The organism is Variovorax sp. 01N425 (genome assembly GCF_056399465.1).
Map to the genome: position 1 here is coordinate 170,341 of NZ_JBFTRJ010000011.1, position 13,128 is coordinate 183,468.

The window sequence follows — 13,128 nt, forward strand, 5'->3', positions numbered from 1 at the left end:
GCATATTTGCACTGAGTGCATTAATATCTGCACTCGGTGCAACTATCGGAGAATCCATGAATCGGGTCCAGTTCGATCACTACGGCGGTGCTGCCACGATGCGCATGGCGGACTGCGAGGCGCCGCAGCCGGCGCCGGGACAGGTGCGGGTCAGGGTCAGGGCAGCAGCCATCAACCCGCTGGACTGGAAACAGCGACAAGGCGCCATGAAGCTCTTCATGGGCAGGGAATTTCCCAAGGGCATGGGGTCCGACTTCGCCGGCGTGGTCGAGGCAGTGGGCGAGGGCGTGCGCGAGTTCCAGGTGGGCGACGAGGTCTTCGGCACTATGGATTTCAAGAAGCCAGGAGCCTTTGCGGAGGTCCTGGTGACCGATTCCCGCCATGTGGCTAAGAAGCCGCCGCAACTCTCGTTCGCCGAAGCCGCCTGTCTTCCGATTTCCGCTGCCACGGCCTGGGCGGCGATTCTCGACAAGGCGCAGGTGTCGAAAGGCGCGCGCGTGCTGATCAACGGTTGCACGGGCGCTGTGGGCTCGATGGCGGTCCAGCTGGCCGTTGCCAACGGTGCTCAGGTTGCCGGGACATGCAGCCGGGCATCCATGGATGCCGCGAAGGCGGCGGGTGTGTATCCAGTCTTCGATTACGCAGTCGAGGGTTGGTGGCATGGTGTCGAGCCATTCGATGCGATCTTCGACACGGCCGGCACGCTGGACTTGCGTCGCGGAATGTCGATGCTCAAGCCCAAGGGCCTTTTCATCGACATCAACCCGACACCGCGCAGGATTGTCCATGGACTGCTGTCGCGCCGCTACAAGATCGCGTTCGCGACGATGGGGTTCAAACATCTGGCCGCCATCGCCGAGCTCGCAGCCCAGGGCACTCTGAAGCCTGCGATCGGCCTGGAGAAGCCGTTCTCCGAAGCCGTTGCCACAATCGCCGCGGTCGAGGGCGGCCTGCGCGTATCTGGCAGGGTCGTGCTGACCTTCTGACTGAGCCCGTGTGTGCAGAGTCGCGCCGCGGCCCGGCTGCCGGCAGCGGCGTGGCCGCGACGGGCAAGAAGGGCGACTTCAAGCGACCTTCAGTCCGACAAAGGCGCCTTCTTGACCTCGCGCAGGAGACGAGCCTCATAGATCCGGGCCTCCCAGGACTCCAGCATCGGCATGCGCCTGTCGGCAAACGCGACGTAGTGGGGCATGCGGATGTGTTCATCCAGATTCTTCATGTCTTCCCACATCTCGAAGACGAACATCTCCTGCTCGTCCTCGAGAGACGGGTAGTGGGTGTATTCCAGGTTGCCCGGCTCGCACCGGGTATTGATGACGTTTTCCGAGACGAAGGTCAGCAGCTCGTCCCGCTTGCCGGGCTGCAGCCTGTACTTGACCGCGACGATGATCGCCATGATGGATGCCTCGCTTCTTGTCAGTGTCCTCGGAGGAGAGCTTCGCGCCTGGCGCGTTCAGCCCAGGGCCTTGCGGATCTCGGCCACGCGTTCGGGCGTGAATACGCCGCTGCCCAACAGGTCCAGGATCGACAGCACGCTGCCGCGCGAACCCCAGCTGCCTTCGTCGATGGTGCGGAACGTGGTCCACCAGGCCGGCGATGGCTGCTCCATGGCGCACGCCTTGGCCATTGCGCCCAGCACGTTCTCGGTCACCTGCTTGCGCACCGGCGTCGGCCAGGCCGCATCCATCACGCAGATGTCGAAGGTGGCGACGTCGGGCGCAGGCGACTGGTCGCAAAGCAGCCGGCCGCCGATCGCCATGCGATCGGGCGTGCGTTCGACGAAGTGCACCTGGAAGCCGATGCGGGCTGGCGGCGCGAACTGGCCGACCTCGGGGACGAGCACCGCGTCGGTCAGCGACAGGGCGAGTTCTCGCCGCTGTTCGAGAGAAAGACGGCCTTCGGAAGTGGTTACGGTAACGATGGTCATGGCGGGATCAGTGGACGAGATTGAACGAGGCGGTGGCCGGAGCTTCAGCGGCCCTGGAAGCGGGCCTCGCGCCGTTCCATGAACGACTGAAGGCCTTCCTTGAAGTCGGCGCTGGCGAAGACCTGCTTGCGGATCTCGGGAATGGCGGCGATCGCGGCGGCCTCGCCCTGCTGCACGTACGTCAGCGCCGCCGCCTTGGTGGCGCGCAGGCCGACGGGCGCACAGGCGCAGATGCGGCGAGCGATGTCGAGCGCGCGCTCGCGGTGAGCGCCGTAGGAATGAACCTCCTGCACCAGGCCGACCTCCAGCGCGCGCTGCGCCGAGAACTCCTCGCACAGGAACAGCAGGTGCATCGCATTGCCCCAGCCCATGCGCTGCAGGTAGCGGAAGTGCGCCCCGCCCAGCGGCGCAATGCCGCGTTTGGCCTCCAGCTGGTGAAAGCGCGCCGTGTCGGCCGCAATGACGATGTCGGCCGCGAGCATCATCTCGATGCCCACTGTGTAGGTGATGCCGTGCACGACGGAGATCACCGGCTTGCGGCAGCGCCGGCCCAGCCCGAGCGGATCCACCTGCTGCGGCGGGATCGGCTTCGCGGTCGCGCCCGGGCCGAAGAACTTCGGCATGTCCAGCCCCGCGGTGGTGTGCTCGCCCGCCGGGTCCAGCACGGCCACCCAGAGCTCGTCGTCATCGTCGAAGGCCGTGAGGTGCTGCGACAGCTGCTGCATCATTTCCGGCGTGATGGCGTTCTTCTTCGCCGGGTTGTCCAGCGAGATCACGCATACGTGGTCCTGGACCGACATTTGCACCTGCGGCGCGATGGTTTCATCTGCCATGGCGGGTTCTCCTTGGGCTGGGTGTCGTCATTTCTATGTCAAGTGTCATACTAATTTTCATCATACACTCCCTATGACATTCGACATAGAGAAGAACCCGCATGTCCTCCACCACCAGAGACAAGATGATCGCCGGCGCCGCCGACCTGCTGAGCCGGCGCGGCGTGCACGCCACGAGCCTGCGGACCGTGGTGCAGCACACCGGCACGCCGCGCGGCTCGCTGGGCCATCATTTCCCCGGCGGCAAGCAGCAGCTGCTGGAAGAGGCGGTGCGCCACGCCGCCGAGAGCGTGGCGGTGCCGCTGGAAACGCTGATGAAGGAGCGCGGCGCGGTGGAAGGCCTGCAGGCCTTCGTCGGCTGGTGGCGGCGCATCCTCGAGAGCTCCGGTTTCGAGGCCGGCTGCCCTGTGCTGGCGGTGGCGGTGGAACCCATGGCGGACGAAGAGGACGCCGCATCGGGGGAGCACCTTCGCGAACTCGCTCGCGAGGCCTTCGAGCGCTGGGAAGCCATCCTCGCCGCCGCGCTGCGACGCGAGGGCGTGGCCGCAGGCCGCGCGCAGCGGCTGGGGGCGCTCACCGTGGCTGCCATCGAAGGCACGGTGGCGATGTGCCGAGCCTCGCGCAGCACGCGGGCGCTCGATGATGTGCAGCTGGAGCTGAAAGCCATGCTGATGGCGGCGACCGCGCGCTGAACCTCTTCCGTGCGGCAGGGCGAGACCTTGGGCGTTGTCACGAATGACCTATTCGTTTCGAGCGCCCGAGATCTTCACGAGCTTCTCGATGAGAGGCCCCGTGGCATCGAAGTTGCGACGAAAGTCGGCTGCACTGCCGCCAACAGCGTCCATCCCCAGCTCCTCCAGCCTTGCCTTCATCGCGGGGGTATGCGCTATTTCGCGTGCGTGTTTCTCGAGCAGTTCGAGGACCGGCTTTGGCGTTCCTGCGGGAGCCGCCAGCACGAACCAAGACATGGTCACAAGCTCGGGATCAGGGAAGCCTTCCTCTTTCATGGTCGGCACGTTGGGCAACCCCTGCAGGCGCTTCTCGGAAAGAACCGCAATCGGCCGCACCCTGCCGCTTTGGATCAGTGGAAGCATGGGCGCGAGCGTTCCCATTCCCCAGGGCACCATTCCCGCCGCAAGATCCTGGGCAAAAGGCGCCTCGCTCTTGTAGGGCACGTGGACCATATCAAGGTCTTGAGTCTTGCTCAGGTACGCTGCCGTGAGATGCCCACCCGAGCCTGTGCCAAGGGATCCGTAGCTGAGATGTCCCTTCTCCTTTCTTGCCCATGCAATGAACTCCTTCATGTTCCTTGCGGGCACATCCTTGTTCACCACAAGGATCATCGTGTTGGTCGCAACCTCCGAGATCACCGCCAGATCGCGCTTGACGTCGTATGGAACGTTGTTGAAGGTGTGCTGCGCGTAGTAGATCGGCGACGAATAGGTGAACAGCAAGGTATGGCCATCCGGGGCTGCCTTGGCAACCGCTTGCGTTCCGATCATTCCTGAGGCGCCTGCCCTGTTGTCCACAAGCACCGGCTGGTTCAGCCGCTTCTTGAGCTGTTCGGCAAACACCCTGCCCAGAATGTCCGTTCCCCCGCCGGGCGCGGCCGGCACCACCAGGGTCACCGGCCTGGTGGGGTAGCTCTGGGCCGATGAAAAGCCGCTGCAGGCGAGGGCCGCGGCCGCGATGACGATCTTGATGAATTGCATGTTTGTCTCCTTCGGTTGCTGCGCCGGTTCGTATGGCGGGCAGCGATTCTTGTGAACGTGAATGCCAGCGCGGTCGTCTTATTCGCCGGTGCCCAGTCCGTAGTAATCCCGCACGCGCGGATCGCGGTTCCTGCCAGGCTCGAACACCTCGAGCAGCACATCGTCCGGTGCCTTGACCATGAAGTAGCCGCCGCCGGAGTGCTCGCGCACGGGGTTGGGCAGATGCAGGCCCGCCGCCTTCATGCGCTCGTAGACCTCCTGCAGGCCGACCACCTGCATCCCCAGGTGATGCACGGCATTGCGGCCCAGATCGCGCGGCGATTGCTCGTACAGGTGCATGGCGCCAATGCCGATCTTCATGAACACGTTGCGTGCACCGCCATAGTCGCCGTCCCAGGTGACGCGGGCATCGAACCACTTTTCATAGAACGCGATGGTCTCGTCGATGTTCGACGCGAACAGGTGGACGTGCTGGAGGTGATAGCGATCGCCCAGACCATAGGGGCGGCTGCGGCTGGGCCCCAAGCTGGAGGTGACTTCTGTCATGCTTTCTTTCTCTCTGTTGGCGTGGTTTGGAACGATGGCGGCCTGCTTCACTTCTTCCAGCGCTTCTGGTCGCGCAGGTCGTGCAGGCCGGGAAGATCGGCGCGAAAGCCGTCGGGGAAGATGCGGTGCTTCTGCACCTTCTGCGTGCCGGTGATCGGCAGTTCGTCGACGAAGCAGATCCAGCCGGGTGGCTTGTAGTAGGCAAGCCGTTCCGCAGCAAACTGATGCAGCGCCATGGCCAGGGAATGGTCGCGGGCCGTCCCAGCGGCCGGAATCACGCAGGCAAGAACCTCCTCGTCGCGCAGATCGTCGGGCACCGCCATCACGGCGACCTGCTTGACCAGCGGGCTGGCGGCCAGCACGGCTTCGACTTCCGCGCTGGAGATGTTCTCGCCGCTGCGTCGCACGATGTTCTTCTTGCGGTCGACGAAGGTGAACAAGCCATCGGTCGAACGCGTACACAGGTCGCCGCTGTGGAACCAGCCGCCGGCCCACGCGGCTTCGGTCGCCTCCGGGTCGTCGAGGTAGCCGCTGAAGAAGCCTTGGCGCGGGTTTTCTGTGGTGTGGCGCACCACCAGTTCGCCTGCGGTGCCGTCGGCCACTTCGTGCCCCGCGTCGTCGACGATGCGGGCCTGCAGCCCCGGCAGCGGTCGGCCGCATGCCCGCGTATGGATCTGGCGCGGCTCGCGGTCGACGCACATGAAGCGGCCGGTTTCCGTCATTCCCCAGACCTCGATGAGCGGGATGCCGAACCGCGTTTCGAACCGCTCGTGGAGCACCGGATCGACGCCCGCGCCAAACGCCACGCTCACACCCGAGTGCCGGTCGCGCTCGGTTTCGGGTTGCCCCAGCAATGCCGGGATCATGATTCCAAGATATTTGAAGCGCGTCGCTCCGGTGTCGGCGATGTCGTTCCACCAGTGCGTCGCGCTGAACCGTCCCGGCATCACATAGCAGGAGCCCGTCACGATGGCGGTGCCCAGCGTGTTGATCGCGTTCATGTGATAGAGCGGCAGCGGATTCATCTGCCGCTCCGAGCCGACTGCAAAGGCCAGATGCGGCGGCAGCTGGCGCGCATAGTCCGCCGCCGTCTGCAGGTAGTCGTTGCTCAGCACGCAGCCCTTGGGCCTGCCGGTCGTGCCTGAGGTATAGAGGATGGCGGCCGCACGGTCCAAGGGTTTGGTTGGCACCGCGGCCGTATTGCCGCGGCGCGGCAAGCGGCGCAGCCCCTGCGGACCATTCGTGCTCAGCGGGATGGCGCGGCCCGAGGCTTCGATGGAACCCGCGAGCAGTGGCTGCAGCGCGGGCAGGCCGATCACCGCACCGCAGCCGGAGTGCCCGAGCTGGTAGGACAGCTCGGCAACCGTCAGGTCGGTATTCAGCGGCACCACGCAGGCACCCAGCGCGTTGAGCGCCAGATAGTGGAAGACGAACTCGGGCCGCGACTCGAAGGCCAGTGCCACACGGTCTCCCTCGCCCACACCCTGGTCCGCATACTGCGCCTTCAGCGCGTCGACCCGGCCGAGGACTTCACCGAACTGGAGTTCCCGTTGCACCTCCCATGCGTCGGCCAAGCGTGCGGGAACGGCCAGGAAGGGGTCGTTTTCGAATGCTTGCGCGGATTGGCGGAAGCGTTCGTACAGGCTTTGCCTGAGATCCATCGGTCGCTTTCTCTTTGCAAAGCCGCTTTCCGGCTTCGTCGATAGGGAGGGACCGCGGTCTGGTCATTGGCCATGGACCGCGATGGCGGCGGCATGATCCGGGATGTTGCGAAAGAACGCTCCGGAGCCGTTCGAGAACTCTAGGGAGGTCCCGGCGACTTTTCTTCCTACATCGATTCCTGGGCGGAATGCTGGCTGCGCTAGCCAGACAGGGAGTTGCTGCGGGCCTGCGCCTCGAGCCGGTGCTTCAGTTCCATCAGCAGTCCCACGGAGGGCGTCTTGCGTCGGTGATAGACCGTGACTTCGCCCGTCAGCGCATGCAGGTCGACGTCCAGCGCCGCCAACCCTTCGCCTGCGAGCGGCTGGAACGCTTGCTCGGGAAGCACCGTGATCAGGTCGCTTCGCCGCAGCAGCGGAATCATGAGCGTGGCCGAGGTGTCGGTCTCGACGCGCACGTCCAGCGCACCGAGGCCCGCATTGGCGAACATCTGTTCGACCTCGGTCCTGAGCGTCACATCGGAAGTCGGAAGCAGCCAGTGCGATTTCGACAGCTGCTCCAGGCTCGGGATGCTTCCTGCAAGCGGATGCCCGGCGCGAACCACGAGCCTGTAGCGCTGGGGTCCGACCCGCGTGCGCAGAACGTCGGGCGGGAGGTGCTGCACGCCGAAGCACACGGCCAAATCGAGCTTGCCTTCTTCGAGCATGCGCACCAGCTCTGCCGAATGCTTGACGCTCACCAGCAACTGGACCGGGTGCGGTCCCGGGAGCATGTCGGCCAGCACCGGCGCGGCCACGCTGCCGAGCAGTGCCGGCACGATGCCCAGCCGGATCGCCCCGCGCATCGCGGCCACTTCGCCGGCCATGTCGCGCCGCGTCGCAATCGTGAGCGCGCTGAGCTCCATGGCCCGCAGGTACAGGGTCCGGCCGGCCGGCGTCAGTGCGAGCGAACGCCCGCCGCGCTCCATCAGCTGGACACCGAACTCGTCTTCGAGCTTGCGCACGACCTTGGTGACGGCCGACTGGCTCAGGCCGCAGCGAAGTGCGGCCCGCTGAAAATTGCCGGTCTCGTGAACGGCTCGGAAGACATCCAGATCTTCAAGGCGCATCGAAGCAGCATAGCCGAGGCGCAGCTTGGAAGCTCATGGAGAAAGCGGCAACTTCGCCTCAGGCGTCGTCGCCCTTGAACCGTTTCAAACTCTTGAAGATCAGCGGAGCGACCAGCGCGAACAGCGCCAGCGCCAGCAGCGTGGCCGAGCCCGCGTGCTTGAAGAACACGAGGCCGTCGCCCAGGCTGATCTGCAGCGCGCGCCGGAATTGGCTCTCCGCCATCGGGCCCAGGATGAGTCCGACGATCATCGGCGCCACCGGGTAGTCCCAGCAGCGCATCAGGTAGCCGCAGATGCCGAAGGTCACGAGCATCACGAGTTCGACCGTCGACGGGTTCGCGGCCAGCGTTCCCATCACTGCGAACACGAGGATGCCCGCGTAGAGCCACGGCTGCGGCACCTTCAGCAGCCGCACCCACAGGCCGACCAGCGGCAAGTTGAGCACCAGCAGCATCAGGTTGCCGATGAAGAAGCTGGCGATCAGGCCCCAGACCAGATCGGCGTTGGTCACGAAGAGCAGTGGGCCCGGCACCAGTCCGTACTGCTGGAAGCCCGCGAGCATCATCGCGGCGGTGGCAGAGGTCGGCAGGCCCAGCGCCAGCAGCGGCACCAGCGTGCCAGTCGCCGCCGCATTGTTGGCCGCTTCCGGGCCTGCCACCCCTTCGATCGCACCTTTGCCGAACTCCTCGGGCTTCACCGCGAGCTTGCGCTCGAGCGTGTACGACAGCAGCGTCGGCACTTCGGCGCCGCCTGCAGGCAGCGCACCAATCGGGAAGCCCAAGCCGATGCCGCGCAGCCATGGCTTCCACGAGCGCTGCCAGTCTTCCTTCGTCATCCAGAGCGAGCCGCGCACGGCCTCGATCTTTTCCTGCACGCCGGTGAAGCGCGAGGCGATGAAGAGCGTCTCGCCCATCGCGAACAAGCCCACGGCCAGTGTCGTGATCGACACACCGTCGAGCAGGGCGGGAATGCCGAAGGCCAGGCGCGACTGGCCCGTGAGCTTGTCGATGCCGACCAGGCCAAGCACCAATCCCAGCGCAAGGCTCGTGATGCCGCGCAGCACCGAGTCGCCGAAGGTGGCCGACACCGTGACAAAGGCCAGCACCATGAGTGCGAAGTAGTCCCACGGACCGAACTGCACCGCGAAGTCGACAAGCCACGGTGCGAGCACCGAGATGCCGATCGTCGCGATCAAGCCCGCGACAAAGGAGCCGATGGCCGCCGTGGCGAGTGCAGGCCCGCCGCGCCCGGCCTTCGCCATCCGGTGCCCCTCGATCGCAGTGGCGATCGAGGCCGCCTCGCCGGGCGTGTTGAGCAGGATCGCGGTCGTCGAGCTGCCGTACATGCCGCCGAAATAGATGCCGGCGAACATGATGATGGAGCCGGTCGGATCGAGCTTGAAGGTGATGGGCAGCAGCAGCGCCACCGTCAGCGACGGGCTGATGCCGGGCAGGATGCCGACCAGCGTGCCCAGCAGCACGCCGATGCCGGCGAAAAGCAGATTGCCGGGCTGGATGGCCACCAGCAGGCCTTGCCCCAATAGCGTGAAAACTTCCATGTGGCCCCTTCAGCCGAGAAACAGGCGCTCGAGCGGACCGGCCGGCAACGACAGGGACAAGGCCCTGGTGAAGAAGGCAAACACGATGGCCGCGAGCAGAAAACCGATGGCGGGCGACTTGATGCGAATGGGCTGGCCGAAGGCCCGCGCAGTCGAAACAAAGAGCCAGGTCGAACCGATGACAAAGCCGCCGCCGAGCTGCAGGATCAGGATCATTCCGATGAGCCCGCCCAGCACCCAGCCCAGCGCCCCACGGTTGGTGAGCACGGCGCCGAGCTCCGACGCCTTCTTGCCGTGCAGCGCAGCGCGCATGCGCAGGGCTGCGACGAGGTGCGCGAGGCCGAGCACGACCAGCAGCAGCGCCACGATGCGCATCGCGGCGGTGGGCCCGACGCCGACCGCCTGCGCGGGCGCCATCAGCGTCACGTCGTAGCCGATGACCGCGGCCAGCCCGAACAGCCCGGCGCCTACCATGGCGGTCGCGTGCCAGCCCGGGCCGTTGGTTTCCGGATCGCTCATTTCACGAGGCCGATGGAGCTCAGCACTTCCTTCACGCGCTGCTGATCGGACTTGAGGAACGCGGCGAAGGCGTCGGCGTCGAGGTAGGCATCGTCCCAGCCGCGGGCCTTCGAAATCTTGGCCCATTCGGGCGACTTGAGGGCCTTGTTCACGGCCGCCACCAGCGCGGCCTTCTGCGGCGCGCTGATCGCCGGACCCGCAACCACGCCGCGCCAGTTCACGAGCTCGACGTCGATGCCTTGCTCCTTGAGCGTGGGCACCTCGACGCCTTCGATCCGCCTGGCTGTCGACACGCCGAGCGCGCGCAGCTTGCCGGCCTTGATCTGGCTTTCGAACTCGTTGTAGCCGGACACGCCCGCGGTCACGCGGCCGCCCAGCATCTCGGCCAGTGCTTCGCCGCCGCCCGAGAAGGGCACGTAGTTCAGCTTGGCCGCGTCGCCGCCGGCCTGCTTGGCAATGAGCCCTGCCAGGATGTGGTCCGCGCCGCCGGCCGAGCCGCCGGCCCAGACGACCCTGGAGGTGTCCGCCTTCACGGCCGCAGCAAGATCCTTCAGCGTCTTGTGTGGCGAGTTCGCGGGCACCACCACCACCAGCGGATCGCCCGTCATGCGGGCGATTGGCGTGACAGCGTCCAGGCCGACCGGTGCCTTGTTGGTGAGCACGGCGCCCACCATCGTGATGCCCATCACCATCAGCTGGTTGCCATCGCCCTTTGCGTTGTTCGCGAACTGGGCCAGGCCGACCGTGCCGCCCGCGCCAGGAACATTGACGACCTGCACGTTCTTGGCTGCGCCCGTGGCGGTGAGCACCTGCTGCAGCGAGCGCGAGGCGCTGTCCCAGCCGCCGCCGGGGCCGGCCGGCGCCATGATCTTGAGGTCGAGGGGTGCCTGTGCCATGGCGGGCGCGGCCGCGAAGCCGAACAGCATGGCCGCGATGGAAGCGGCGAGCAGGGCGCGGCGATTCGAGTTGGACGAGAGTTTCATGAAGGTCTCCTGTGGATTTGATGGGGGCTCATTCCGCGACGATCCGGGCGCTGTCGACGATGTGCGCGTACTTGACGGATTCGGTCTTGATGAAGTCGCGGAACTGGGTTTGCGAGAGCGGCATGGGCTCGCCGCCTTGCTCGCGCAATCGCTTGATCAGCTCGGGGTCGCGCAGGGCAGCGGTGACTGCCTCGTTGAGCTTCGCCTGCACGGCAGGCGGCGTTTTCGCGGGTGCAAAGAGACCGAACCAGTTGTCCAGGTCGTAGGAAGCCGTGGGTGCGAACTCCGCGATCGCCGGGATGTCCGGCGCAAAGCCGGCGCGCCTGGCCGAGGTCACAGCCAGTGCCTTCACCCGGTTGCCCTTGATGAAAGGCGTTGCACCGGCCAGGCTCACGAAGGTGATGTCGACATTGCCCGACGCCACGTCGACCAGCTGGTTCGACGCACCCTTGTATGGCACGTGCTGCATCTGGATGCCGGCGAGCGACTGCAGCAGCTCGCCATTCAGGTGCTGTGGGTTGCCGATGCCGCTCGTGGCATAGGTCACCTTGCCCGGGTTCTTCTTCGCGTAGGCCACGAGCTCGGGCAGGTCCTTTGCCGGGAACGATGGATTCGCGACCAGCACGTTCGGCACCCGCGTGACGGCCGTGATCGGCGCCAGGTCCTTCTTCGGCGAGTACTGCATCTTTGTCTTGTAGACCAGCGGATTGATGGCGGTCTCGCCCGCCGAACCCAGCAGCAGCGTGTAGCCGTCGGGAGCGGCCTTTGCCACGAAGGCGGCGCCCAGCATGCCGCTCGCGCCGGGCTTGTTGTCCACCACGACCGACTGCTTCAGTGAAACGCGCAGCTTCTCCGCCAGCAGGCGCGCCATCGCGTCGACGCCGCCGCCGGCAGAGAAGGGGACCACGATGGTCACGGGCCGCGTGGGGTAGTCCTGCGCAAGCGTCGACAGCGGGAGGGCGGCGAAGGCCACCGTGGCGCACAGCAGCGCCCGGCGTTGGATCGAATGCATCTGGGTTGTTCCTTGGTTCTGAAAATGGGCTGGGTGTGGGAGCCGGGTCATGCAGAAAAGACCATGCAGACCGGGCTGCCTGACCTGACCGACGCGCCTGTGGGCTTGAGCGTGCCGGTCGAAAGGTCGACGGCCAGCGTCACGATGGAGTCGCTGTCCTCGTTGAGCGCAAACATGAAGCGGCCGTCCGGCGAGAGGGTGAAGAACCGTGGCGTCTTGCCTTGCGTGGGTTCGGCCTCGATGAACTTCAGCGCGCCGGTGGACGGGTCGATGCTGAACACGGCGATGCTGTCGTAGCCGCGGTTGGAGGCATACAGGAAGCGCCCCTGCGCGTCGATCTGCAGCTCGGAAGCGCGGCTGTTGCCGGTGAAGTTGTCGGGCAGCGCAGACAGGACCTGGAATGGCGCAAGTGCGCCGGTTGCGGGAGTGACGCGATAGGCCGTCACGGTCGAGTCGAGTTCGTTGACCACATAGGCGAACGGCGCCTTGGGATGGAAAGACAGGTGGCGTGGCCCTGCGGTTTCGCGCGTGGCGACGAACGGCACCGGCGCGGGCGTCAGGCGGCCTTCTTCAAACCGGAAGCTGAACACCCGGTCCAGCCCCTTGTCCGGCACGACGACGAAGCGGCCGCTCGGATCGAAGGGATTGAAGTGCGGTTTCGCCTGCTTCTGTTCGATGCGGTGTGGTCCGATGGGACCGTCGAGCCTCACGAGCTGGGTCAGCCCGCCCAGCGAGCCATCGACGTTCACGGGCAGCACCGCCAGGCTTGCGCCGATGTGGTTCGACACCACCAGGAAGCGGCCCGTCGGATCCAGCGCCAAGTGCACCGGGTTCTTGCCCTGCGTGCTCTGCCGGTTGATGAAGGTGAGGAGGCCCGTGCTGCGGTTCACCTTGAAGGCGCTCGCTTCGCTCTCGTCGCCGTGCACGGCGTAGAGGAATTCGCCGTTGGCACTGAGCGCCAGGAAGGACGGATTCACGAGGTTCCTGACGACGTCGACGGGCTCCAGCGTTCCCTTCGCGGAATCGACTTTGAAGATGCTGATGCCCTCGCCACGCGCGTTGCGCTCTCGGGTGGTGCGACTGCCAACGTAGGCGTACATGGGGTGTCCTTGGGTTGATGAAGCCTGGGTGGGCTTGAAGGCCGTCGAGGCGCACCCGGCAAGCTGGCCAAGCAGGGCAGAACCACCGAGGGCCAGACCACCCAGCAATGCGCGGCGGCGGCCTGCTTGGGTGGATGGCTCGGGCGGAGAGAGGGGCGAAAACATGGTGGC

14 protein-coding genes are annotated in these 13,128 nt (G+C 65.9%); 2 read left to right on the top strand and 12 right to left on the bottom strand.

All coding sequences use genetic code 11. From position 1 onward, the window contains the following. Nucleotides 1-56 precede the first annotated feature (56 nt). The gene (locus AC1DSC_RS21000) at nt 57-986 is read left to right on the top strand and encodes an NAD(P)-dependent alcohol dehydrogenase (protein WP_436288371.1); all 930 of its coding nucleotides are present in this window, start codon (nt 57-59) and stop codon (nt 984-986) included. Nucleotides 987-1,075: 89 nt separating this feature from the next. On the opposite strand, the gene AC1DSC_RS21005 is transcribed toward AC1DSC_RS21000, so the two are convergent. The 3 genes from AC1DSC_RS21005 to AC1DSC_RS21015 are packed head-to-tail and all read right to left on the bottom strand — an operon-like array spanning nt 1,076 to nt 2,760. After that, entirely contained in the window at nt 1,076-1,396 is a 321-nt protein-coding gene (locus AC1DSC_RS21005) for a putative quinol monooxygenase (RefSeq protein ID WP_015866198.1), read from the bottom strand. A gap of 57 nt (nt 1,397-1,453) precedes the next feature. Further along, nucleotides 1,454-1,927, bottom strand: a complete 474-nt coding sequence (locus tag AC1DSC_RS21010; protein WP_436288370.1) for a tautomerase family protein — start codon at nt 1,925-1,927, stop codon at nt 1,454-1,456. A 44-nt stretch (nt 1,928-1,971) separates the two neighbouring features. Continuing rightward, nucleotides 1,972-2,760 carry a crotonase/enoyl-CoA hydratase family protein gene (locus tag AC1DSC_RS21015; RefSeq protein WP_436288369.1) on the bottom strand — a complete coding sequence of 263 codons (789 nt, stop codon included), beginning with the start codon at nt 2,758-2,760 and terminating at the stop codon, nt 1,972-1,974. A gap of 101 nt (nt 2,761-2,861) precedes the next feature. Here AC1DSC_RS21015 and AC1DSC_RS21020 point away from each other — a divergent pair, with 101 nt between their 5' ends. Then, nucleotides 2,862-3,452: a TetR/AcrR family transcriptional regulator gene (locus AC1DSC_RS21020; RefSeq protein ID WP_015866201.1), complete on the top strand. Its 591-nt coding sequence runs from the start codon at nt 2,862-2,864 to the stop codon at nt 3,450-3,452. Nucleotides 3,453-3,500: 48 nt separating this feature from the next. Here AC1DSC_RS21020 and AC1DSC_RS21025 read toward each other — a convergent pair whose 3' ends face one another. The 9 genes from AC1DSC_RS21025 to AC1DSC_RS21065 form a co-directional block, all read right to left on the bottom strand. Further along, complete coding sequence (locus AC1DSC_RS21025; protein WP_015866202.1) at nt 3,501-4,472, bottom strand: Bug family tripartite tricarboxylate transporter substrate binding protein; 972 nt, start codon at nt 4,470-4,472, stop codon at nt 3,501-3,503. Nucleotides 4,473-4,550: 78 nt separating this feature from the next. Beyond that, entirely contained in the window at nt 4,551-5,018 is a 468-nt protein-coding gene (locus AC1DSC_RS21030; RefSeq protein ID WP_015866203.1) for a VOC family protein, read from the bottom strand. Between the two features lie 47 nt (nt 5,019-5,065). Further along, nucleotides 5,066-6,679 (bottom strand): AMP-binding protein, encoded by a 1,614-nt coding sequence (locus AC1DSC_RS21035; RefSeq protein WP_436288368.1) that lies wholly within the window; start codon nt 6,677-6,679, stop codon nt 5,066-5,068. Nucleotides 6,680-6,879: 200 nt separating this feature from the next. Beyond that, nucleotides 6,880-7,785: a LysR family transcriptional regulator gene (locus tag AC1DSC_RS21040; RefSeq protein WP_436288367.1), complete on the bottom strand. Its 906-nt coding sequence runs from the start codon at nt 7,783-7,785 to the stop codon at nt 6,880-6,882. Nucleotides 7,786-7,843: 58 nt separating this feature from the next. After that, on the bottom strand, nt 7,844-9,343 hold the full coding sequence (locus AC1DSC_RS21045) for a tripartite tricarboxylate transporter permease (protein WP_015866206.1): 1,500 nt from the start codon (nt 9,341-9,343) through the stop codon (nt 7,844-7,846). Nucleotides 9,344-9,352: 9 nt separating this feature from the next. Next, on the bottom strand, nt 9,353-9,862 hold the full coding sequence (locus AC1DSC_RS21050) for a tripartite tricarboxylate transporter TctB family protein (RefSeq protein WP_436288366.1): 510 nt from the start codon (nt 9,860-9,862) through the stop codon (nt 9,353-9,355). Then, nucleotides 9,859-10,845, bottom strand: coding sequence for a Bug family tripartite tricarboxylate transporter substrate binding protein (locus AC1DSC_RS21055; RefSeq protein ID WP_436288365.1), 987 nt, complete (start codon nt 10,843-10,845; stop codon nt 9,859-9,861). The genes AC1DSC_RS21050 and AC1DSC_RS21055 overlap by 4 nt, the downstream gene beginning before the upstream one ends. Nucleotides 10,846-10,873: 28 nt before the next feature. Beyond that, nucleotides 10,874-11,857, bottom strand: coding sequence for a Bug family tripartite tricarboxylate transporter substrate binding protein (locus tag AC1DSC_RS21060; RefSeq protein WP_436288364.1), 984 nt, complete (start codon nt 11,855-11,857; stop codon nt 10,874-10,876). A gap of 47 nt (nt 11,858-11,904) precedes the next feature. Beyond that, nucleotides 11,905-12,957, bottom strand: coding sequence for a lactonase family protein (locus AC1DSC_RS21065; protein WP_015866210.1), 1,053 nt, complete (start codon nt 12,955-12,957; stop codon nt 11,905-11,907). Nucleotides 12,958-13,128 lie beyond the last annotated feature (171 nt).

Bases quoted from the DNA above. Each gene is read 5' to 3' on its own strand.
- AC1DSC_RS21015 (WP_436288369.1), bottom strand. From the start codon at position 2,760: ATGGCAGATGAAACCATCGCGCCGCAGGTGCAAATGTCGGTCCAGGAC.
- AC1DSC_RS21035 (WP_436288368.1), bottom strand. From the start codon at position 6,679: ATGGATCTCAGGCAAAGCCTGTACGAACGCTTCCGCCAATCCGCGCAA.
- AC1DSC_RS21055 (WP_436288365.1), bottom strand. From the start codon at position 10,845: ATGAAACTCTCGTCCAACTCGAATCGCCGCGCCCTGCTCGCCGCTTCC.
- AC1DSC_RS21030 (WP_015866203.1), bottom strand. From the start codon at position 5,018: ATGACAGAAGTCACCTCCAGCTTGGGGCCCAGCCGCAGCCGCCCCTAT.
- AC1DSC_RS21045 (WP_015866206.1), bottom strand. From the start codon at position 9,343: ATGGAAGTTTTCACGCTATTGGGGCAAGGCCTGCTGGTGGCCATCCAG.
- AC1DSC_RS21005 (WP_015866198.1), bottom strand. From the start codon at position 1,396: ATGGCGATCATCGTCGCGGTCAAGTACAGGCTGCAGCCCGGCAAGCGG.
- AC1DSC_RS21000 (WP_436288371.1), top strand. From the start codon at position 57: ATGAATCGGGTCCAGTTCGATCACTACGGCGGTGCTGCCACGATGCGC.
- AC1DSC_RS21010 (WP_436288370.1), bottom strand. From the start codon at position 1,927: ATGACCATCGTTACCGTAACCACTTCCGAAGGCCGTCTTTCTCTCGAA.
- AC1DSC_RS21060 (WP_436288364.1), bottom strand. From the start codon at position 11,857: ATGCATTCGATCCAACGCCGGGCGCTGCTGTGCGCCACGGTGGCCTTC.
- AC1DSC_RS21065 (WP_015866210.1), bottom strand. From the start codon at position 12,957: ATGTACGCCTACGTTGGCAGTCGCACCACCCGAGAGCGCAACGCGCGT.
- AC1DSC_RS21050 (WP_436288366.1), bottom strand. From the start codon at position 9,862: ATGAGCGATCCGGAAACCAACGGCCCGGGCTGGCACGCGACCGCCATG.
- AC1DSC_RS21040 (WP_436288367.1), bottom strand. From the start codon at position 7,785: ATGCGCCTTGAAGATCTGGATGTCTTCCGAGCCGTTCACGAGACCGGC.
- AC1DSC_RS21025 (WP_015866202.1), bottom strand. From the start codon at position 4,472: ATGCAATTCATCAAGATCGTCATCGCGGCCGCGGCCCTCGCCTGCAGC.
- AC1DSC_RS21020 (WP_015866201.1), top strand. From the start codon at position 2,862: ATGTCCTCCACCACCAGAGACAAGATGATCGCCGGCGCCGCCGACCTG.